At 55.6% G+C, this 21,091-nt stretch carries 23 protein-coding genes; 5 read left to right on the top strand and 18 right to left on the bottom strand.

The features are described from left to right. Window positions 1–2 precede the first annotated feature (2 nt). Complete coding sequence (locus ACR0DX_RS19805; RefSeq protein WP_170356444.1) at window positions 3–629, top strand: TetR/AcrR family transcriptional regulator; 627 nt, start codon at window positions 3–5, stop codon at window positions 627–629. Here ACR0DX_RS19805 and ACR0DX_RS19800 read toward each other — a convergent pair. From ACR0DX_RS19800 to paaA, 5 genes are read right to left on the bottom strand one after another with little or no spacing between them, the layout of a single operon-like run. Further along, window positions 608–1,675: a 2Fe-2S iron-sulfur cluster-binding protein gene (locus tag ACR0DX_RS19800; RefSeq protein WP_480847128.1), complete on the bottom strand. Its 1,068-nt coding sequence runs from the start codon at window positions 1,673–1,675 to the stop codon at window positions 608–610. The two genes, ACR0DX_RS19805 and ACR0DX_RS19800, sit on opposite strands and share 22 nt — an antisense overlap. A 9-nt stretch (window positions 1,676–1,684) precedes the next feature. Next, entirely contained in the window at window positions 1,685–2,146 is a 462-nt protein-coding gene (paaD, locus tag ACR0DX_RS19795) for a 1,2-phenylacetyl-CoA epoxidase subunit PaaD (RefSeq protein ID WP_170356502.1), read from the bottom strand. Window positions 2,147–2,148: 2 nt separating this feature from the next. After that, a complete protein-coding gene (gene paaC, locus ACR0DX_RS19790) occupies window positions 2,149–2,913 on the bottom strand; it encodes a 1,2-phenylacetyl-CoA epoxidase subunit PaaC (RefSeq protein WP_170356442.1) in 765 nt (254 codons plus the stop codon). After that, window positions 2,913–3,203, bottom strand: a complete 291-nt coding sequence (paaB, locus tag ACR0DX_RS19785; protein ID WP_170356441.1) for a 1,2-phenylacetyl-CoA epoxidase subunit PaaB — start codon at window positions 3,201–3,203, stop codon at window positions 2,913–2,915. The genes paaC and paaB overlap by 1 nt, the downstream gene beginning before the upstream one ends. 3 nt (window positions 3,204–3,206) lie before the next feature. Beyond that, window positions 3,207–4,202: a 1,2-phenylacetyl-CoA epoxidase subunit PaaA gene (gene paaA / locus ACR0DX_RS19780; RefSeq protein ID WP_480847125.1), complete on the bottom strand. Its 996-nt coding sequence runs from the start codon at window positions 4,200–4,202 to the stop codon at window positions 3,207–3,209. 160 nt (window positions 4,203–4,362) lie between these two features. Here paaA and ACR0DX_RS19775 point away from each other — a divergent pair, with 160 nt between their 5' ends. Further along, entirely contained in the window at window positions 4,363–5,208 is an 846-nt protein-coding gene (locus ACR0DX_RS19775; RefSeq protein ID WP_170356439.1) for a Rossmann-like and DUF2520 domain-containing protein, read from the top strand. Window positions 5,209–5,347: 139 nt separating this feature from the next. Further along, entirely contained in the window at window positions 5,348–8,137 is a 2,790-nt protein-coding gene (locus tag ACR0DX_RS19770) for a bifunctional aconitate hydratase 2/2-methylisocitrate dehydratase (protein WP_170356438.1), read from the top strand. 63 nt (window positions 8,138–8,200) lie between these two features. Here ACR0DX_RS19770 and ACR0DX_RS19765 read toward each other — a convergent pair whose 3' ends face one another. The 13 genes from ACR0DX_RS19765 to pqqA all read right to left on the bottom strand — a co-directional run bounded on the left by ACR0DX_RS19765 (window position 8,201) and on the right by pqqA (window position 17,856). Beyond that, window positions 8,201–8,959 carry a methyltransferase domain-containing protein gene (locus ACR0DX_RS19765; RefSeq protein ID WP_170356437.1) on the bottom strand — a complete coding sequence of 253 codons (759 nt, stop codon included), beginning with the start codon at window positions 8,957–8,959 and terminating at the stop codon, window positions 8,201–8,203. Then, window positions 8,956–9,576, bottom strand: coding sequence for a pimeloyl-ACP methyl esterase BioG family protein (locus ACR0DX_RS19760; protein WP_170356436.1), 621 nt, complete (start codon window positions 9,574–9,576; stop codon window positions 8,956–8,958). Before ACR0DX_RS19760 ends, ACR0DX_RS19765 begins: the two co-directional genes overlap by 4 nt. Beyond that, complete coding sequence (gene bioA / locus ACR0DX_RS19755) at window positions 9,573–10,859, bottom strand: adenosylmethionine--8-amino-7-oxononanoate transaminase (RefSeq protein ID WP_480847122.1); 1,287 nt, start codon at window positions 10,857–10,859, stop codon at window positions 9,573–9,575. The genes ACR0DX_RS19760 and bioA overlap by 4 nt, the downstream gene beginning before the upstream one ends. Beyond that, entirely contained in the window at window positions 10,856–11,476 is a 621-nt protein-coding gene (gene bioD / locus ACR0DX_RS19750; protein ID WP_170356434.1) for a dethiobiotin synthase, read from the bottom strand. The genes bioA and bioD overlap by 4 nt, the downstream gene beginning before the upstream one ends. Next, window positions 11,473–12,606: an 8-amino-7-oxononanoate synthase gene (locus ACR0DX_RS19745; protein ID WP_170356433.1), complete on the bottom strand. Its 1,134-nt coding sequence runs from the start codon at window positions 12,604–12,606 to the stop codon at window positions 11,473–11,475. Before ACR0DX_RS19745 ends, bioD begins: the two co-directional genes overlap by 4 nt. Next, window positions 12,603–13,583 (bottom strand): biotin synthase BioB, encoded by a 981-nt coding sequence (gene bioB / locus ACR0DX_RS19740; RefSeq protein ID WP_170356432.1) that lies wholly within the window; start codon window positions 13,581–13,583, stop codon window positions 12,603–12,605. Before bioB ends, ACR0DX_RS19745 begins: the two co-directional genes overlap by 4 nt. 139 nt (window positions 13,584–13,722) lie before the next feature. Further along, window positions 13,723–13,962, bottom strand: coding sequence for a plastocyanin/azurin family copper-binding protein (locus tag ACR0DX_RS19735; RefSeq protein WP_170356431.1), 240 nt, complete (start codon window positions 13,960–13,962; stop codon window positions 13,723–13,725). Between the two features lie 101 nt (window positions 13,963–14,063). Beyond that, window positions 14,064–14,585, bottom strand: a complete 522-nt coding sequence (locus tag ACR0DX_RS19730; RefSeq protein WP_170356430.1) for a DUF4142 domain-containing protein — start codon at window positions 14,583–14,585, stop codon at window positions 14,064–14,066. 149 nt (window positions 14,586–14,734) lie between these two features. Further along, a complete protein-coding gene (gene pqqE / locus ACR0DX_RS19725; protein WP_170724818.1) occupies window positions 14,735–15,829 on the bottom strand; it encodes a pyrroloquinoline quinone biosynthesis protein PqqE in 1,095 nt (364 codons plus the stop codon). After that, window positions 15,826–16,113 (bottom strand): pyrroloquinoline quinone biosynthesis peptide chaperone PqqD, encoded by a 288-nt coding sequence (gene pqqD, locus ACR0DX_RS19720; RefSeq protein ID WP_170356428.1) that lies wholly within the window; start codon window positions 16,111–16,113, stop codon window positions 15,826–15,828. Before pqqD ends, pqqE begins: the two co-directional genes overlap by 4 nt. Further along, window positions 16,110–16,838, bottom strand: a complete 729-nt coding sequence (pqqC, locus tag ACR0DX_RS19715; protein WP_170356427.1) for a pyrroloquinoline-quinone synthase PqqC — start codon at window positions 16,836–16,838, stop codon at window positions 16,110–16,112. The genes pqqD and pqqC overlap by 4 nt, the downstream gene beginning before the upstream one ends. After that, window positions 16,835–17,722 carry a pyrroloquinoline quinone biosynthesis protein PqqB gene (pqqB, locus tag ACR0DX_RS19710; protein ID WP_170356426.1) on the bottom strand — a complete coding sequence of 296 codons (888 nt, stop codon included), beginning with the start codon at window positions 17,720–17,722 and terminating at the stop codon, window positions 16,835–16,837. Before pqqB ends, pqqC begins: the two co-directional genes overlap by 4 nt. A gap of 26 nt (window positions 17,723–17,748) precedes the next feature. Then, window positions 17,749–17,856: a pyrroloquinoline quinone precursor peptide PqqA gene (gene pqqA, locus ACR0DX_RS19705; RefSeq protein ID WP_170356425.1), complete on the bottom strand. Its 108-nt coding sequence runs from the start codon at window positions 17,854–17,856 to the stop codon at window positions 17,749–17,751. A gap of 199 nt (window positions 17,857–18,055) precedes the next feature. Between pqqA and ACR0DX_RS19700 the strand changes: the two genes are divergently transcribed. Further along, window positions 18,056–20,119 (top strand): 4Fe-4S binding protein, encoded by a 2,064-nt coding sequence (locus ACR0DX_RS19700; RefSeq protein ID WP_170356424.1) that lies wholly within the window; start codon window positions 18,056–18,058, stop codon window positions 20,117–20,119. Further along, the gene (locus ACR0DX_RS19695) at window positions 20,119–21,006 is read left to right on the top strand and encodes an FAD:protein FMN transferase (protein ID WP_170356423.1); all 888 of its coding nucleotides are present in this window, start codon (window positions 20,119–20,121) and stop codon (window positions 21,004–21,006) included. Before ACR0DX_RS19700 ends, ACR0DX_RS19695 begins: the two co-directional genes overlap by 1 nt. Window positions 21,007–21,091: the final 85 nt, after the last annotated feature.

Below are 21,091 nucleotides of genomic sequence, written 5' to 3'. Positions count from 1 at the left end.
CCGTGGCGCGGACGATCGCTAAGGACCATGACAAGAAGCGTCAGAGCATCCTCGCGGTGGCTGCCAATGTGTTCGCCCATGAAGGCATCGCACGGGCTTCGATGAATCAAGTCGCCAAAGCCGCGGGTATATCGAAGGCGAATATTTACCACTATTATGACAGCAAAGAAGCACTGCTGTTCGACATTCTGGATACCTATCTGTCCGAGTTGAAGAACCGCGTCTCCGCAATTGATCTGGACGGGTATCCACCCGAAGAACAGTTGCATCTGATCCTGCGCGAATATCTGCTGGCCTATGAAGGGATGGATTACGAACACACCATTCAAAGCGAAGGTGTCTCTCTGCTGCCCGAGCATATGCAGAAGGTGCTTAAAGCCTATCAAAAAGACATGGTAGCGCAGATGAGCAACATTCTGAACGCGATCAGTGGTGGCAAGCTGCAAGACGATGGCAGCCTGCTGCGTGAGGTGACCATGTCTGTGTTCGGAATGCTGAACTGGTATTACATGTGGCATCCAAAGGCGACACGTGCTGATCGCGAAGGATATGCCAAAACGGTTGCCCGTTTCACCGTGGCGGGCTTGCCCGGAGTGTTAAGCAACGTTCAATGCCCGGCCTCATCATAATCCCAAACAACTTTCTCTGACACTGCAAAGCACTGACAGGTCAGAAGAAAACCGGCTTCAACCTCGTAATCCTCAAGGGCGTGGTTGGCGACCATTTCAACCTCACCTTCAAGGACCTTGGCCTTGCAGGTCGAACAAACACCCGCTTTACAGGCGTGGGGCGCATCCAAGTTTTCGGCCAAAGCCGCTTCCAGCAAGCTTGTGTCTTTAGGTATGACAAGGCTTCTGGTTTCTCCGCCCAATGTGACGCGACCTTTGACACCGCCAGTTTCGGCGGCTTTTGAGACAGCGCGTTTTCTGGCGCGCCCGGGTTGAGACGACGCGAAAAGTTCGAAACGAATTTGGTCCTTTCGCAATCCATGATCCTTAAGCGCCTGTGAAATGGCCAGCATCATTGGCTCGGGCCCGCAGATGTAAGCCATCGAGACCGATTTAATGTCGATCCAGTGTCGAAACAGATCGGCGCATTTGGTTTGATCGACCCGGCCTTTGAACAATTCAATGTCCTGACTGTCATCCTCAAGAACGTGGACGATGTTCAGCCGATGAAGGTAGCGGTTTTTCAGGTCCTCAAGCTCTTCCCGGAACATGATCGTATTTGGTGTGCGATTTGCGTAGACCAAAGTGAACCGCGTAGACGCGTCCTCGGACAGGGCGGTCTTGAGAATGGACAGGACCGGAGTGATGCCCGAGCCGCCAGCAAACGCCAGATAGTGCGGCGCGTCGTCTTCGACTGCGGCATGAAAGTTGCCCATGGGAGGCATGGCGTCCATTACGTCCCCAACCTGCAGTTCGGTATTGGCCCATGTTGAGAACGCCCCGCCATCCACACTTTTGATCCCAACCTGCAGGATGCCTTCATGCGGTGCCGCGCAGATAGAGTATGACCGGCGTAGTTCCTCGCCCTCGAAATCCCTTTTGAACGTCAGGTACTGACCAGGTGCAAAACCAAACTCTGCCACGTTTTCAGCTTGCAAAGTGACTACGACGGCGTCGCGGATGGTCTTTTGAATATCGGTGACTTTCAGAGGGTGGAAGTTGGTCATATTGGGACCTCAGATACACTTGAAATAGTCGAAGGGTTCCATGCAATCCTGACATCGCCATTGGGCCTTGCAGGGGGTCGAACCGAACTGGCTGATTTTTTCTACCCGCTTGGATTTGCAATGGGGGCATCGTTTGGGACCACCCGCAGCTTGGGGTGGGGCAATCCCGAATTCTTCCAGTCGGGCGCGGCCTTTTTCGGATAACCAGTCAGTCGTCCACGCCGGTGCGATGCGGGTTTGAATGTCCAGCTTGCCGATGCCGTTTTTTGCAAGTTCGGTTTCGATGTCCAGCGCGATAACAGCCATGGCCGGGCAGCCGGAATAGGTCGGTGTGATCGTCACAGTCACATGGTCCTGCGCGACCTGCACCTCGCGGATCACGCCCAGATCCACAACCGAGATGACTGGGATTTCAGGGTCAGGCACGGTGTCGAGCCAATCCCAGACCTGAGCCTCGGTCACCGCCATCATCGTCACCACGTTGCGCCTGGATACGAGCGTTGAAGGGTTTGCATCACGGCCAGCATATGGCCCAGGTGTTCAGTGTGTCGAAATCCGGTTCGCCCTCCTTTTTGGGCATAGTCGCCTTCCGGCAAAGTCAAGCACGCCTGCGCCAGCACCGTCTGTACGGTTTCAAGCCACAGAGGTTTTATTTCTGAAGGCAATGGCGCGACACCCGCTGCCGCCATGGCATGATCGGTTTCGTCATCGACAAAGACTTCACCACTATACGGCCACAGGAAAGTAAGCGCTTCATCCATGCGCTTGTTGCTTTCCGCGGTGCCGTCCCCCAAGGCGATTACCGTGTGAGAAGACCTATCCAAGTGATAGAGGGCCTCTTTCAAGCATTTTGCGGCGATTTCAGCCACTCGGGTGTCGGTGGAATTTTCCAGTTGCGTCAACCATGGTACTTGAAAGGCGTCATACAGGAATTGCCGCATCTGAGTGCGCCCGAAATCGCCGTTCGGGACCTCAAGCATCAGCAAATTCCGGAAATCATAAACGTCACGTAGAAACGCCAGATCGTCGGCAGAGCGTCCGGCCCCTTCGACCTCAGCCGCATATCCCAGCCACAACTGGGTTTGCCCGATCTGATCCAAGGCCATATTGGCCAGCGCGATATCCTCTTCCAAAATCGGAGCGACCCCGCACCATTCCGAGGTTCGATGCCCCAGAACCAAAGCGTTGTCGCCTTGTCTCAGCAGAAACTCGAGCAGTGGTTTTTGCGCCGCGTGCATCACATTTTCCCAACTTCGTCAGGAATATCGTAGAAAGTGGGGTGCCGGTAAACTTTGTCGCGGGATGGGTCGAACAGAGGCCCTTTGTCCGAAGGGCTGGAGGCCGTGATCTTTTCAGCCTCGACCACCCAGATACTGACGCCTTCGTTGCGGCGCGTATAAACGTCTCGCGCATTCCGTATGGCATGCTCGGCATCCGCCGCGTGCAACGAGCCGACGTGCCGGTGGCTCATGCCGTGTTGGCCTCGGATAAAGACTTCCCACAGGGGCCATTCGTTTTGGTGTGACATCGACTACTCCGCCGCTTTGGATTTGTTTTGGGCTTTCCGTGCGTGGGCCAGCATGGCATCACGGACCCAGGCGCCATCCTCCCAAGCCTTACGGCGGGCGGTCAGACGCTCGGCATTGCAGGGGCCATTGCCCGAGATGACATCGAAAAACTCGGACCAGTCTGGTTCACTAAAATCATAATGCCCGGTTTCTTCGTTCCAGCGCAGGTTCTCGTCAGGAATTGACAAGCCCAGAAACTCGGCTTGCGGAACGGTTTCATCGACGAATTTCTGACGCAGCGCATCATTTGTGTTGATCTTGATCCGCCAAGCCATCGATTGGGTGGAATGTACGCTGTCCTTGTCCGACGGACCGAACATCATCAGGGCAGGATACCAGAACCGGTTTAGAGCGTCCTGCGCCATGCGCTTTTGATCGTCAGTACCTTCTTTCGCCATCCTAATCATGATGTGATAGCCTTGGCGTTGGTGAAAGCTTTCTTCTTTGCAGATGCGCACCATTGCCCGCGCATAGGGGCCATACGAGGTGCGCTGCAGTGGCACCTGATTCATGATCGCAGCCCCATCAACCAGCCATCCGACCGCGCCCATATCTGCCCAAGTCAGGGTGGGATAGTTGAAGATGGACGAATACTTCATCCGCTCGGAGTGCAGCATCTCGACCAGCTCATCCCGACTGACGCCCAGTGTCTCAGCGGCGCAATAAAGATACAGCCCATGGCCTGCCTCATCCTGAACTTTGGCCAGAAGGTTGGCCTTGCGTTCCAAAGTGGGCGCACGGGTGATCCAATTGCCTTCGGGCAGTTGACCTACAATTTCAGAATGCGCGTGCTGGCCGATCTGACGGATCAGTGTTTTTCGATAGCTTGGAGGCATATAGTCCTTGGGTTCGATCTTTTCACCGCGGTCGATGCGATCTTGAAATGCCCGATCTTCGGGGCTCATCTCGTCACGAGATTGCACCCCTTTGCCCGTTGATTTTACCATTTGGGCGTACATGGCCTTGTCCTCCTCAAACCCATTCCGCTTGCCTTGATCAATATGTTACAGAAAAATAAAACAACAAGCAAACTGTAACGTATTTTGCTTGATCAATTCCTTTGAGATAATTGGCGATCATTTTAATAGCTGTTGTGCGCCATAAAGGGGGGGCTCAGAATTGGGCAATACGACTGTTAATCTCATCGGGGCAGGACGGGTTGGCCAGACACTGGCTCGTGTATTGCCGGCAACGCAGTCTTATGTTCTGCAGGATGTAAGCAGCCGTCGTCTTAAATCCGCTACGGATGCTGCCGCATTCGGTCGTAACGCGCGGGCTGTTGAGCACTTGGCCGATATGCGGCCAGCAAACATCTGGATACTTGCCGTACCCGATACGAAAATCGCCGAGGTGGCCAGAACCTTAAGCGACTCGAACCCAGATAGTGTGTTGCAGGGATCGCGCCCTGTTGCACTACATTGTAGTGGATTCTACCCGGCCGCCCAAATGGATGCCTTAAACGAATATGGGTGGGGTTTGGCGAGTGCGCATCCAGTGCTTTCCTTTTCAGATCCCGAAACTGCAGCATCGCAATTCTCCTGTGTCCCTTGTGGCATCGAAGGTGACCCATATGCGGCAGGGATCGCTGCTTCGTTGTTCGAAGAATTGGGCGCCGAGTGCTTTTCCATCCGGTCGGATGCGAAAAGCCTGTATCATGCTGCTGCGGTAATCTCGAATAACTTCACGGTAGTCCTGCAAGCCTTGGCGCGTGAGGCGTGGGCCGAAGCGGGCGTTTCCGAGGATATGGCAGCACGCCTGAATGAAAAGCTGTTGACCGGAACTTGCGAAAACGTAGCCGCGCAGGGGCCACAGGTCGCGTTGACTGGTCCCGCTGCACGCGGGGATACTGACGTCGTTGCTCAACAAAACAGAGTCGTGGCTGGTTGGCACCCGACAGCTGGGGAGTTGTATGCACAACTAAGTGATCTGGCGCGGTCCCTTAAATCAAGCGGCAAAACCCGTTAGCGCCACAACCACTGCTTTGGTCTATTGATCCTCAGTGGAAAATAGTATACCGCCGCATACAAAGAGCATCCTGTGGGTCTGGAAAACCAGTCTTTGCCGGGTCTCAAGCTTCTTCTAACGCCTAATCGTCGGGACCGCCATGAGCCTTTACACAGATTACCTCAGTGAAATTGAAACGCGCAAAGAACAGGGTCTGCACCCCAAGCCCATTGATGATGGCGCGCTGGTCAAAGAGATCGTTGAGCAGATCAAAGATGCCGGAAACGTGCATCGCGAGGACTCGCTGAACTTTTTCATTTACAACACCCTGCCCGGAACCACGAGCGCCGCAGGTGAAAAGGCTGAGTTCCTGAAAGAAATCGTCTTGGGTCACACTGTGGTCGACGAAATCTCGGTTCCTTTCGCGTTTGAACTTTTGTCACACATGAAAGGTGGCCCGTCGGTGCGGGTCTTGTTGGACCTTGCTTTGGGCGAAGATGCAGCAATTGCCGAGCAGGCAGCCGAAGTCCTGAAGACTCAGGTTTTCTTGTATGACGCCGATACAGATCGCTTGAAAGAGGCTTTCAAAGCCGGGCATCCCATCGCTAAAGAGATTCTGGAAAGCTACGCCAAGGCTGAATTCTTCACCAAACTGCCCGAAATCGACGAAGAGATCGAAGTTGTCACCTATGTTGCAGCAGAAGGTGATATCTCGACCGACTTGTTGTCGCCCGGCAATCAGGCGCACTCGCGCGCGGATCGGGAACTGCACGGCAAGTGCTTTATCTCAGACAAGGCGCAGCAAGAAGTTGAGGCGCTGAAACTGCAACACCCCGATAAGCGCGTGATGCTGATTGCCGAGAAAGGCACCATGGGTGTTGGGTCGTCTCGGATGTCGGGCGTCAACAACGTGGCCCTGTGGACGGGTAAGCAGGCGAGCCCCTACGTGCCTTTCGTCAACTTCGCGCCTGTTGTCGCGGGTACGAACGGCATTTCCCCGATCTTCCTGACCACCGTCGGCGTGACTGGCGGTATTGGTTTGGACCTGAAGAACTGGGTCAAGAAGGTCGATGAAGACGGTAATGCCATCCTGAACAATGACGGCAACCCGATCCTTGAAGAGCAGTATTCGGTCGCGACCGGTACCGTTCTGAAGATCAACACCAAAAGCCACAAACTGCTGAGCGAAGATGGCGATGAGCTGGTGGATGTGTCGGCCTCGTTCACTCCGCAAAAAGTCGAATTCATGAAAGCCGGTGGCTCTTACGCCATTGTCTTTGGCAAAAAACTGCAGACTTTGGCCGCCGAGACGCTGGGTGTCGAGGCCCCGCTGGTCTTTGCACCGTCCAAGGAAGTCAGCCATGAAGGTCAGGGCCTGACTGCGGTTGAGAAAATCTTTAACAAGAACGCAGTTGGGGCGACCCCAGGTAAGACCCTGCACGCTGGTTCGGACGTCCGTGTAAAGGTCAATATCGTCGGTTCGCAGGACACCACCGGCCTGATGACCATGCAGGAACTCGAAGCGATGGCCGCAACGGTTGTGGCGCCCAGTGTTGACGGTGCCTATCAGTCGGGCTGTCACACTGCGTCGGTCTGGGATGCCAAAGCTCAGGCCAACACGCCGCGTCTGATGAAGTTCATGAATGATTTCGGCCTTGTTACCGGTCGCGACCCGAAGGGCGTGTATCATTCGATGACCGACGTGATCCACAAGGTTCTGAACGACATCACTGTTGACGACTGGTCGGTGATCATCGGTGGGGACAGCCACACCCGTATGTCCAAAGGTGTGGCGTTCGGCGCGGACTCGGGCACCGTGGCTTTGGCACTGGCGACCGGTGAAGCCTCGATGCCGATCCCCGAGTCAGTAAAAGTGACCTTCAAGGGCAAAATGGCGGACCATATGGACTTCCGCGACGTGGTACACGCCACACAGGCGCAGATGTTGGAACAACATGGCGACAATGTCTTCCAGGGCCGCGTGATCGAGGTGCACATCGGAACGCTGCTGGCGGATCAGGCCTTTACCTTCACTGACTGGACTGCCGAGATGAAGGCCAAAGCCTCGGTCTGTATTTCGGATGACGACACTCTGATCGGTTCTCTGGAACTGGCTAAATCGCGTATCCAGATCATGATCGACAAAGGTATGGAGCATGAGAGTGGCATGCTGCAGAAGTTGATCGCGATTGCGGATGCCCGCATTGCCGAGATCAAGTCCGGTGAAAAACCCGCCCTGCGTCCCGACGACAACGCGAAGTATTCCGCCGAAGTGGTCGTGGATCTGGATCAGATCGTCGAGCCGATGATCGCGGACCCGGATGTCAACAATGCGGACGTGTCCAAGCGCTATACACACGACACGATCCGCCCGGTATCTTTCTACGGTGGTGACAAGAAAGTTGATCTGGGCTTCGTAGGATCTTGCATGGTGCATAAGGGTGACATGAAGATTGTTGCGCAGATGCTGCGAAACCTCGAAAAAGTGTCGGGGAAGGTAGAGTTCAAAGCCCCGCTGGTGGTGGCCGCCCCGACCTACAACATCATCGATGAGTTGAAGGAAGAAGGCGATTGGGACGTGCTCGAGAAGTATTCGGGCTTCGAATTCGACGACCTGTTCCCGAAAGAAAAGGCACGCACCGAGTACGAAAACATCCTGTATCTTGAACGCCCGGGCTGTAACCTTTGCATGGGCAACCAAGAGAAAGCCGCTAAAGGCGATACGGTTCTGGCGACGTCTACACGCCTGTTCCAAGGCCGCGTTGTGGCCGATGCGCCGGACAAGAAAGGCGAAAGCTTGCTGGCCTCGACCCCGGTCGTGGTGCTGTCGGCCATTCTGGGTCGTACGCCCAAGATCGACGAGTACAAAGCCGCAGTCGAAGGCATTGACCTGACCCGGTTTGCGCCTCCGGTTGAAAAACTGGCCAACAGCCGCTCGGCTCATTTCTAAACACGGCGGGCCGGTCACCAAACTGGTGATCCGGCCCGTTTTTTCCCCTGTCTAGTTCGACGTTCAGCGCGCTTTGCGCGCAACAATCCATGTTGCGTGATACGTCAGACAGACCCCTTCCGGAGTCCGGTGCAGCCTTTCATAGTCATCGCTGAACTGTCTGAGCGTGGCTTTGGTCCATGGTTTTTGGGCCCGGCCATTTACTCCGGTTTTCCGAAGGTGCTGCAGGACATCTCTTGGAGTTGCGAAGAACACGCGCTCTAATGCTTCCCCGGTATTGATGACCTCCAAACACTCGGTGACGGCCGACGCCATATCCGAGTGATCCATCAGGCCAGGTGCGGCCGCAGACGAACCAATCTGTGCCAATTCGGTGTATTGGAATGGCCCGAACCCGGAAATGGCAAGCCATCCACCGGGCGACAATTCGTTGGCAGCCTGACGCAGAAATTCTGCGGGGTTCTGTAGCCATTGTATCATCGAGGCCGACGCGATTAGGTCAGGCTGCGTCGGCAAGCTGACTTTTGAAGCATCGCCGCACAGAAACTTGGCGCGATGACGGTTTGCGGTTTCTGCGGCGGCGGGGGTAAGGTCGTTAAGCGTTAAAGCGCCACAATCAAAGGTTTCAAGCAGGCGTCGAGTAAGGTGACCTGTGCCGCATCCAAGTTCGAGCGTTTTGTTGAATCGTTCAGGCGCGCCTGCCGCTCCAAGGGCTGTCACCAAACGATCCGCGACTCGTGCCTGTTGGCTGGCCTCTCCGTGATAGGAATGAAAACTTCTGCTGAAACTGCGCTGCACCCGATCTGTGGCTTGAAACGTCATGAACACCACTCCGTCCAGTTTTGACCCTTATGAAAAGGGACATGTGGCGCATCCACGCCGCGCACCACGCTTGCCTGGTCCTTCCAGGCGGCTTCTTGTGCAGAGGTTGGAATGATCCGGTCGCGCTGCGGAACCCAGATACGGTCGAACGAAAGCTCTGGCGCTGGCCCCCGTGCGATAACTGCGTTTAGCTCAGCACGGGCCTGAGGAACGTCGAGAATGGGGACGGGCATGCCCAATCCCGCGCGGCGGCAGAATTTGGAAAAGCTCGCTTCGGTCAAGTTGTCGGCAGTTGCCCTAATCATCTCGGGTGCTATGCCCCAGCGCGGATCTGCTGGGTACAAAGTACCGCCAATAGCAACAAGCCTTGTCGGTCTGACATTAAAGTCGTTCACCCAATGGGCGGCCGAAACGACTCCGAAGGAAAATGAAACCAGTGTGACCCGATCATAGTCTGAGGTTTCATGCAGGGGGTCGTCCAGACGGATATAATCGTCGACAAACAGTTGATCATGGTCGCTGGAAAGCTGTTGAAACGGGGCAGAGCCCAAAGCCCATCCCCCAAAGATCAGGATCAAGTCTGCCGTGCCAGAGCGTGCCAGCCATTGCTTTTTCATGAGTGTCCCCGGGCCAGGGAAACCATGGTCTGTGTTACTCGGCTCAGTTCGTCCGAGGAAATTACATAAGGCGGCATACAATAGATGTTGCGTGCAAAGGGGCGCAGCCAAACGCCCGCTTCCGGAGCCAGTTGATGTGCAACCGAAGGGTCAACCGGCGATGTCATCTCGATAACACCGATCGCACCCAGCACGCGAACATCCGCAACACCGGGAAGGGTTCGCGCGGGGGCCAATTCTTGTGTCAGCTGATCCGTGATGGATTGAACTTCCCCCTGCCAATCCCGGGTCGAGATCTGATCGAGGCTGGCACAAGCCGCAGCACAAGCCAGCGGGTTTGCCATATAGGTCGGTCCATGCATCAGAACACCGGCTTCGCTTTGTCCGATACGATGTGCGACGTTCCGCGACGTGATCGTCGTTGCCAGCGTGATGTGCCCCCCGGTCAAGGCTTTCCCAAGACACAGGATGTCAGGGACTACCCCAGCGTGATCCATCGCAAACAGTTTTCCCGTGTGTCCGAACCCCGTAGCGATCTCGTCGAAGATGACCAAGACGTCATGCTCGCGGCACAACGCGTGCGCGCGCCGCAGCCATTCGGGGTGGTAGAAATGCATTCCGCCTGCGCCTTGGACCACGGGTTCAAGGATAAGCCCGGCGATCTTGTCACCTTGTTCAGACAGTAATTCCTTTAACTCATTGAGGCCGTTGGTATCGTCGTCTTCGGACCAGTCTTCGTCGAACCGGATTTTCGGACGCGACAGAAAATGCTGAATTGACAGCGCGCCTCGGAACAGGCCGTGCATCCCGTTGACCGGGTCGCAAACGCTCATCGCTTTCCATGTGTCGCCGTGATATCCGCCGCGAATGGTGGCGAACTCGGTGCGTTGGGTGCGGTTTTGCGCCATCTGGTACTGCACCGCCATTTTGAGTGCGACCTCAATAGCAACCGATCCGCTGTCACAGTAGAAAATTCGGTCTAGCCCATCAGGCAGCAGATCGACCAGCTTCCGCCCCAGCTCGATCGCGGGGGTATGCGTCAGCCCACCGAACATGACGTGGGGCATTTGATCTAGTTGCGCCTGCATCGCCGCGATCAGTGCCGGATGACGATGGCCGTGGATAGCGCACCACCATGAAGACATGGCGTCGATCATTTTTGCCCCATCGTCTCGGGTCAGCCAGACGCCTTCTGCCTCTGTGATCAGATGCATCGGGCCGGGATTTGCGATGTTCGTGTACGGGTGCCACAGGTGGTTGGCGTCAAATTCCAGCGGGGTCACAAAGCGCTCCGGATTGTGGCGGTGTCGATGGCTTCAAACGCGTCCGACAGTGTTTGGGGTGTCAATGATGGCAAATGCGGAAGCCGGCCCAGATGCCGGATCGAGCACATCTGGGCAATGGTCTGCTCGACAGGCGGTTCAGCTTCGCCCACGAATGCAACGCCGACCAAATTGCATCCTGCGTTCCGCAACGCCATCACGGACAGGCTGGTGTGATTGATCGTGCCAAGTGCTGTGCGGGCGACCAAAACAACCGGGGCTTTCCATTGCGCGAACAGATCCAGATAAAAATGTTCACGGTTCAGCGGCACCATCACGCCGCCTGCGCCTTCGACAACCAAGGGGCCGTCGACCTGCGGCAGTGCCAACTGGTCGAGCGTGATTTCGACGCCCATATCTTCGGCCGACAAATGTGGCGAAGCGGGTAGGGATAGCCGGTACGCCTCGGGCAGAGTTTCAGCGCCAGACAAAGCGCGTATGGTTTCTGTGTCGGTCGCGTCTTCCAAGCCGGATTGAACAGGTTTCCAATACCGCGCGCCAAGTGCGGCCGTCAGGCCAGCTGCAAAAACTGTCTTGCCAACGCCGGTATCAGTTCCTGTGACGATAATGGCGCTCATGCGGCTGCTTTCAACTGGTTGGACAAAATGTCGAAAAGGGCAGTGATATCTGCATCGCTGACATTGCCGGTGACGGAGATACGCAAGCGAGATGTCCCGCGTGGAACCGTCGGTGGACGAATTCCGCGAACGTCGAACCCGTGGGCTTGCAGCTCGGACGCGATGCGCATTGTCAAAGCGTCATCGCCCAAGATAATCGGGATGATTTGGCTGTTTAGGTTGGCGTTGGGCAGGCCGATGCGCCGGGCGCAGGCATGCGCGAATTGCATTCTGGAGACGGCCGACTGCGTAAGAGTCGCCTCACATTGCAATTGTTCAAGCACAGCTTGCAGCAGCGCGGCATTCAGCGGAGAGGGCGCAGTCGCGAAAATAAAGGGTCGGGCACGGTTGATCAGCGTGTCAATCATCACCCGAGGGCCACAGATCAGTCCGCCTGCAACCCCCAAACCCTTACCGCATGTGTGCAGCGTGACAAGCTCTGCTTCCAAACCATGGGCCAGCCCACGTCCGTTCTGTCCAAATACTCCGGTCGCATGGGCTTCGTCGACAACCAGAACGGCATCGAACGCAACAGCGATATCAGCTAGCGCTGTCAGAGGTGCCAGATCACCTTGCATCGAATAGACGCTTTCTACGGCGATCCAGATTTGTCCGGTCCCGCCTTTCGCGCGCCACTCCTCAAGGATACGCCGGGCTTCTTCCACGTCATTATGTTTGAAAGCCCGGGTTTCAGCGCGGCCGAGACGCATTCCTTCGTGTGCACTGGCATGAACAAGCGCATCGTAAAGGATCAGATCTTCGGCTGCGGACAGGGTCGAAAATATTGCCTGATTTGCCTGAAAGCCGCCGCCCATGAACAGAGCAGCCTCGGACTGGAAAAAACGGGCTGCTGACTGCTCAAGTGCCTCATGTTCCGGGTGGTTGCCGCGTAACAGGCGCGATCCGCCCGACCCGACAGGCACTTCGCGGGCAAGCGCGTTGCGCGCGGCGTCGGCCAGAAACTCGGACCGGGCCAGCCCCAAGTAGTCATTGGAGGCAAAGTCTAAACCCTGCGCTGCGGTCAGGCTACGTCTGCGATGCCGTTCCGTGAGGGTCCCAAGCATCGCGTCAAGGCGATGATGTGCTTTCATTCAGCCGCTTCCCTGCTGCTTTGTCCTGCTACGGTCTCTGACTGCATGCCGAGTTTTGCGAACAGGATTGCATCTGTATCCTCTTCGGGGTTTTCGGCCGTCAAAAGGGTCTCTCCTACAAAGATCGAGTTTGCACCCGCAAAGAAACACATGGCCTGCAGTTCATCGCTCATGTCGCTGCGCCCGGCGGACAATCGGACATATGAGGTTGGCATCATGATCCGAGCTGTTGCGATCACACGGACGAAATCAATAGGGTCGATCGGTTTGGCATCGGCCAAGGGTGTGTCTTCTTGCGGCATCAACATGTTGATCGGGACCGAGTCCGGAGCCGGGTTCATATTTGCCAGAGTTACCAGCATGTCGACGCGGTCCTGCGTTTCCTCGCCCATGCCGAGGATGCCGCCCGAACACACTTTGATCCCAGCTTCTTGCACGCGGTTCATCGTGTCGATCCGATCCGAGAACGTGCGCGTCGTGATCACTTCGGAGTAATATCGTTCCGACGTGTCGATGTTGTGGTTGTAATAATCCAACCCGGCATCGCGAAGACGGATTACCTGATTGTCGTCCAGCATTCCCAACGTCATGCAGGTTTCCATTCCCAGTGCCCGAACGCCTTCGACCATGGCAACCAGTGCATCCATGTCGCGATCCTTGGGTTCGCGCCATGCTGCGCCCATGCAAAACCGGGTTGCGCCGCCGTCGCGGGCTTGTCGAGCTTGGGTCAGAACACGTTCGACCTCGATCAGTTTGGAGGCGGAAAGTTTTGATCCGTTCCGTGCGGACTGAGAACAATACGCGCAGTCCTCGGCACATCCACCTGTTTTGATCGACAAGAGCTTGGAGGTCTGCACCTTATTGGGATCAAAATGCGTGCGGTGAACGGATTGAGCGCGAAACATCAAGTCCATAAGGGGCAGATCATGCAGGGTCTGAGCGTCTTCGCGGGTCCAGTTCGTCGTGGCAACAGTCATTTTATAGATAAAATCTCATCATCTTGAGGCTAATGTGGATGTTTATAGATAAAAATTTGTATAACAAGTCTCAACCCGGGCATTTGGCGGGTTTCCGACCATCTCAGGCAGATTTGATCACGTAAAACCGGTATTGAAATCAGATAATTTCAATGGTGCCCTTCATATGGGGGTGAAAGGCGCAGAAATACTCAAGCTCCATACCCTCGGTTACAAGGATTTCTGCACTCTGACCTTTAGACAGCTCCTGCGTGCCCCAGCCATGTGTGTCAGCCGTGGCTGTGTGTGGCGCGATATCCAGATTGGTCCATTTGATGCAATCTCCAATGTGGACCTTTACCAGCGCGGGCTGAAACTCAAATCGGTGAATCCTGACCATATGTAGTACAGATGCTCGGGATGCTTGCGCGGGCAGGTTACAAGCGACTGCTGACGCAGCCGCTTGGGTCACAACCTGACGTCGCGATAGCAAGCGCTGAATCAATTCAGCGACTCTACCATCTTTTCGGCATGAACTTCATGTGCCTTGAAAATCTCTAAGCCTTGTTCAAACAGCGCTTTGACCTCTGCATTGTCGATGTTCGGGATCATGCTACCCTCGACCAGATCATTAACCGCTTGATGGTACGCAAGTTCATTTGCTGCATATGCCGCATCAAATTCTGCACCGCGTAGCTGTGATAGCGTGTTGATGATCTCTTCCGCGTTGGCATTGAGAGTCTGGCTGAAGGCATTGTCCTGCGCCGACGCGCCGAGTTTGTTCAGCAACCCAAGCGCCGCTTCGTTCACGGCGGTGTGGTCGCGGATCATGGTATTGGCGAATTCATGGATGTCGGGGTTGTCCGAGAGCGCCAGCGCCAGATGAGCGTACCGTATGTCGATGACATCAGCAGTATAAGCGATATGAGCAAATTCCAGATCGTTCATGCCAGAAACGTCCTGAGCATAGGCTGGTACTGACAAGATCAAAGCGGTGGCGACGGCAGAGAAGAAGCGGTTCATCAAAGATACTCCATTGCGAATGGTTTGTATCTCCGAGTATCGACGTTCTCTTGTTATTCGACATTGCTCGGCGTCCGAATAACCTGACAGATCGTCCACGAACAGGAACTATCGCGCGGTTGTGACCCGGACTTTATGTGCTCGTGCGGTCAAGTCCGGGTCGGGTCCAGTGTTCGATAGACAAAGCCGCGGTCCTGCTGCGGCGATGCGTTTTGTAAAATCGCCTTGATCCGAGCGTGTTCTGGGGATTTTTGGCAAACTGGATCAGTCGCGGACGCGTCGCCTGCCAATGCCAGCGCTTGGCATCGGCACCCGCCAAAGTCCACCTCTTTGCGGTCGCAGCTTTTACATGGCTCAGGCATCCAGTCGGTGCCTCGGTACGCATTGAAGGCCGTGCTATCATACCAAATGTCACTCAGATGCCGATCCCTTACAGAGTCGAAATGCAGATGGCTCAGGGTTTGTGCGGCATGACAGGGCAGTACCGTACCATTCGGAGTTACGTTCAGCCCGGTTGACCCCCATCCACCCATGCACGCTTTGGGATAATCTGCATAGTAGTCAGGCGGGACAAAGTCGAATGCCAAAACGCCCTGCAGTTGCTGTGCGGCCTTCGCCACCGTTTTTTTCACAGCCAAGGTTTGTTCAAACGACGGCATCAGATTGTGTCGGTTTTTCAAGGCCCACCCGTGAAACTGCACACAGGCTACCTCTAGCCTGCGGGCACCGAGGTCGACAGCCATTTCGATCGTCCGATCCAGGTCGTCCAGGTTTTGGCTGTGCATCACGGCGTTCAGAGTCAGCGGAATGCCCCGATCGCGGATTTCGCGGGCGATTTTCATCTTGCGGTCGAACCCGCCGCGATAACCTCCGATCCGATCGGCAAGTGCCGCGTTGGTGCCTTGCAGCGATAACTGTATATGGTCCAGGCCCGCGTCCTCAAGCCGATCGAGCCGTTTGGGTGTCAATCCCACGCCGGACGTAATCAGGTTGGTGTACAAACCCAGTTGGGCTGCATGACGGGTCAGGTCCTCCAGATCACGGCGCGAGGCTGGTTCGCCTCCAGACAGATGCAGTTGCAGAACGCCAAGGTCACACGCTTGCGAGAAGACATCTTTCCATTTGTCGGTGTCCAACTCGGTCTCTTTGCGTTCAAGTTCGACCGGATTGCTGCAATAGGGACAACTAAGGGGGCATCGATGGGTCAGCTCGGCCAGCAGTGCGATAGGCGGTGCGATACTCATGGCTTTACCATCACATACAGACGCCCGCGCAAAGTTTGTAAAAACTGCTGCACGTCTTTCTCAATGGTCTCGGCAGGAGCCCCAAATGTAGCAGCCAAATCCGCGATGATATCGCCAAACCGGGCTTGCCCATCGACCCTCGACAGGATTGCGACGCCAATATCGTCCAGTTCAATCACTTTCTCTGGTGCCATCAGAACGGTGCGATCACGTACTGCGTCGCGTTGAATCCGCACGCCGCGCGGCAGATAAGGGCGGTCCGATGCAGAGAAAACCAGCGTCATTTCATGCCTTCCCCGGGTTGCCAGGCACCGGGCGGGATCAGACCGGGTTCGACATAGGCAGACCACAGCGCGTCGAGCTGTGCCCACAACACGTTGGTTTTGAAAATAAGGGCGTCGCAGGCCATATCCTCTTTCTCGGATGTGTTGGCGTGATCCAAAACCCAATTTAGGCCAAAAGCCACATCTTTAGGTGCCTGCGACAGTCGTTTACGGAAGTAAGACAAACTGTCCGCATTGGCGAAGTCGTAGTGCTCGAGCAGACCTTCGATCCGTTTTTCATGAATTTTTGGGGCGAACAGTTCTGTCAGTGAGGACGCTACAGCCTGAAGCATTGGCTTTTCGCGGACGTAATGCACATAAGCATCAACGGCGAATTGAGTTGCGGGCAGAACACCACGCCCCGAGGCGACGTAGTCGGGATCCAACCCGACCGCCTCGGCCAGTTTCAGCCACCGTCGGATGCCGCCGCCCTCTTTCACGTCCCCGTCGTGATCTTCGATCCGGGACCGCCATTCGCGGCGGATATCTGGGTCGGTACAACGCGACATGAAAGCAGCGTCTTTCATGGGGATCGCCGCCTGATATGCCCAACGATTGATCACCCATGCGCGCACCTGATCCGGGGAGCATTGACCGCTATGAAGCCGGTGGTGAAACGGATGTTGGTCGTGATACCGCTCGGCCCCGATCTGGCGCAGCCGTGCTTCGAGAGTTTCGCGGCTCATATCGTGATCTCCTGCCCGTCATAGGCAATGGTCCAGCCTGCAGATTCGACAAAGGCGCGCTCGGGTCCATCGGGCTGCAACATCGGGTTGGTGTTGTTAATGTGGATAAAGGTTTTGGCCGCGTCGATCCCGGCCAATTGCGCGACCGAACCGTCCGGGCCACTGACCGAGATATGCCCCATTCGCTGCCCTGTCTTCACCCCTGTTCCCGAGCGGATCATCTCATCATCGTCCCAAAGCGTGCCGTCAAAAAACAGCTGATCCGCGTCCGAGAGTTGATCCATCAGGGCAGGGGTCACTTGGGCGCAACCAGGAATATAATAGGCAATCTTGTCGCCTGCAGTCAGGCGAACGCCCACTGTTTGCTCTCCGATCAGATCGGTTTGAACGGTATCACCTTCCATGAAAAGCGGCACTTTACCGGGCACGGCGAACAAGCGCGCGCTGAGGCCGGGCTGCAGGGCGAATTCCTGATCAAGTGAAATCGGGGTCCGCAAAACCTTGTCGCGATTGACCGCATCAAAAATACGGTTCTGCGCTAGCACGTTCAGAATATCCCCTGTGGCGAACAACGAAAACGGGGTTTGTTCACGCAGGCTAAGCAACCCTGCAATGTGGTCGATATCTCCGTTTGTCAGCAGTACCGAAGCCACAGGCGTATCGCGCAGTGTTCTGGGATGTAGTTTGGGGCAGTCCAGCATTTGTTGCCGGATGTCAGGTGAAGCGTTCAGTATGCTCCAACTTTCACCATCGGGCGAGACCGCTAAAGATGATTGGCCAGACGGCGGGATGACTCCCAAACGGGCATCCTCGCAGTTCCGGCATCCACAATTCCATTGCGGCAGTCCGCCGCCTGCAGAAGCCCCAAGAACCAGAAAATGCACCTCGGGCCTCCGCTGCGTTTACGTAATCAGAACAGGTCGCGCTCGTGCTCGCGGCCTTCATCCTCGGACGGAGAATACATGTTGATCTCCATGCCGCAATTTACTTCTTTCAGCTTAGGTGCGCTCCAGGTCATTGCTACCTCCCATAAATCACTGGCGTTGGTGAGACCGTACATCTCGGGCCAGATTCAGAAAATGCTTCTTTGGTCGTACGGTTCGAGCGGTAGTTTTGAACCCATTTCGGCCGAGGTCAACAGGCTTTAGGTCGTAGATTGCCAGCTTAGGACTTTTGTCGAATGTCGTCGGGTTAGATGGGCTTATAGTCTTGCGGCCATGCGCGCGTTTATAGCAATGATCCTGCTGATGCTCGGCAGCCTGATGGCTGCGGCCGAGCCGCTGCCGCGCGAACGCATCGAGACATTTATCCGCGCCCCGTTTTCTCTGGGGGAGCGCCTCAACGAAAACGGGGTTTATTCGCTGTTGAACTCAGGCGGAATCGAGGCGGGTTATGTGTTTGAAACTGAACCCTTAGCGCCTTTGCCTGGGTTCTCCGGTGCCCCGATCAACGTGCTGGTTGTCTTGGATCTTGAAGGACGGTTCATGGACGTCCAGCTGATTGAACATAACGAACCCATATTTGTGTCTGGTTTGGGTCAGGCACCGTTCCACAAGTTCTTTGAGCAATATGGAGGGCTGTCCATATCGGACTCGATCGTTGTTGGTACGCCGTACGGCGATGCCGCGTCCGGTTCACAGCTAGTTTATCTGGATGGCGTAACGAAGGCCACGGCCAGTGTCCGTATAGCGCATGAATCCGTCATGGGGGCGGCGCTGGCCGTTGCGCGCGAAAAGATGCAAGGGTTGGCAACCGCGCCACCCGCTTTTCCGAACCCAGACTATGACGAAACCCTCAGCTGGGAGGATCTGGTCGCTAAGGGAATCGCAACCAACAAGATCATAAAGAATTCAGATGTCGACGCCCTTTTTGAGGGGACATTGTGGGAAGATGACGATCCCGAGGCACAGGATTATCCGGACGAGGCTTATCTGGATTTGTGGGTGGTCGATCTGGGGCCCAAATCCATTGCGCGCGCGGCATTGTCCCAAGACAGTTTCGACGAGCTGCAGGGTTTTCTGGAGATTTCCGACAATGATGAACCAATCCTTCTGATCGAAACTGCGCGTCATGGGCTGGTCAGCGAAAAGTTCGTGCGAAACACAGCACCCGATTGGATTTCTGCAGAGCAAGACGGGTTACCGGTCGCATTGCGCGACGCCGATCTGCTTGTCGAATTGGCCGATGGAATGCCAGACGGCGCCGCAATGATCCTGCGCACCGACCGTCGTTTGGGTTTTGATCCTTCACGCGAGTGGGTTCTGAAGGTTCTTGCCGTTCGCGAACACGGCATGTTCCAGCCCGAGACGGGGTCGGTGACACTGGAAGTGAGACATGTAACGCCCGATCGGTTCTTTGAGCGTCCGGTCCAGATCACGCCCGCCCCACCATGGTTAGAGGCCCTGCGAAATCGTCAGCCAGACATGATCATTTTGTCTGCATTGCTTGCCGGTCTAGTGCTGACGCTCGGTTTGCGGATGAATTCTTTTGCTGCGCAACCGCTGTTCACACCATATAGGCTCGTTATTCTCGCGGTCATCGTGGGATTCATTGGTTGGTGGGGACAGGGACAACTGTCCATTGTCACCGTGTTGGGTGTTATCCGAACAGCTATTGACGGGGGCAGCTATGGGTTTTTGCTGTACGACCCGTTTTCGCTTTTGATCTGGGCGGTTTCGATTGCCGGGTTAATCGCTTGGGGCAGGGGCTTGTTCTGCGGGTGGCTCTGCCCGTTCGGCGCGCTTCAAGAGTTTGCACATCATCTGGGAAAAGCGCTCCGCTTGCCCCAGATCGAGCCATCGCGGGCGTGGGACCAACGGTTGAAATGGCTGAAATATGTGATTCTTGGTGGCTTGATTGGCGTCCTGTTTCTGGCCCCAGACGAAGTTGACAAAGTGGCTGAGGTTGAACCTTTCAAAACCGCCATCACTACTTTCTTTATCCGCGAGTGGTACTATGCCGCATATGCCATTTTTTGGCTTATTCTGGGCATGGTAATGTTCAAAGGGTTTTGCCGCTATGTTTGTCCGTTGGGGGCGGTCATGGCGATTGGAGGCCTTCTTCGTGGCCGCGATTGGATTGAAAGACGAGCTGAATGCGGGTCACCGTGTCAACTGTGCAAGGTCAAGTGCAAGTACGGGGCTATTAAGCAGACTGGGGAAATTCAATATAATGAGTGTTTCCAATGTCTTGATTGCGTTGCCATCCATGATGACCGAAACCAATGTGTCCCATTGATTCTAGCCGCACGCCGTCAATCCAGAAGGGTTGCTGCAGAATGATGAACCGCCGACGATTCCTGGCCGTATCAGCGGCGGCTCTTGGGGCTCCCGCTACGGCTCAGCCGACTCAGTGGCGTGGTCACGCAATGGGTGCCGAAGTCAGCCTGACCTTCGATGCCAATCCTGAGGCAGCCGCGTCTGCGATCACTAAAGTGCAGGCTCTCCTGGATCGGGCCGAGTCTCTGTTCAGTCTGTATCGGCCGGACTCTGATTTGGTTCGCCTGAACCAAACCGGGATATTAGTGAACCCAGCGCCGGAAATGTTGGAGTTGTTAAGTATTTGTGATTGGGCACATGGCCGGACGGGGGGGCGGTTTGACCCCACGGTGCAACCTCTTTGGCTGGCGGCCGCCAACGGTCGCAATCTTGACGCTGCCCGAGAATTAATCGGTTGGGATAGGGTCCGGATCTCTGAAGACAGAATTATTCTGGGGCAGGGTCAGCAACTTACATTGAACGGCATCGCTCAGGGTTTTGTCACGGACCTTGTGGCCAACACTTTGCGGAACGCAGGCTGGACCAATGTGCTGGTAAATATCGGTGAGTATTACGCCGCTGGCCGAATCTGGAGGCTGGGAGTTTCAGACCCGGTGCATGGCATCGTTCAAACCGTCAGGCTTCGGGATCGGGCTATCGCAACTTCCAGCCCCTCTGTGCTTCGTTTGAGCCCTGTTCATCTCCATATCCTGAACGCAAAAAACGAACGTCCTGCACTATGGTCGACTGTCAGTGTGGAAGCCGCAAACGCAACAATGGCCGACGCGCTCTCCACAGCGTTGTGCCATGTCCCAGCTAGTGAAATTGCAGAGATACTATCGCTTTCAAAGGGCAATCCCAAAGCCATTTGCACCCATGAAAGCGGCGAAGTATCGGTATTTTACTCCTAAAGTCAGCCCTGTTTTTTTCAGGGCTGACGTTTGATTTAGCTACAGGCTTGGACGGCGCGTTTGGTCATGACGCTGACCAGATGTG

This window comes from Ruegeria sp. D3 (assembly GCF_056534465.1).
The sequence above is the reverse complement of the archived record's forward strand: the minus strand, read 5'-3'. Positions and strand labels throughout refer to the sequence as shown.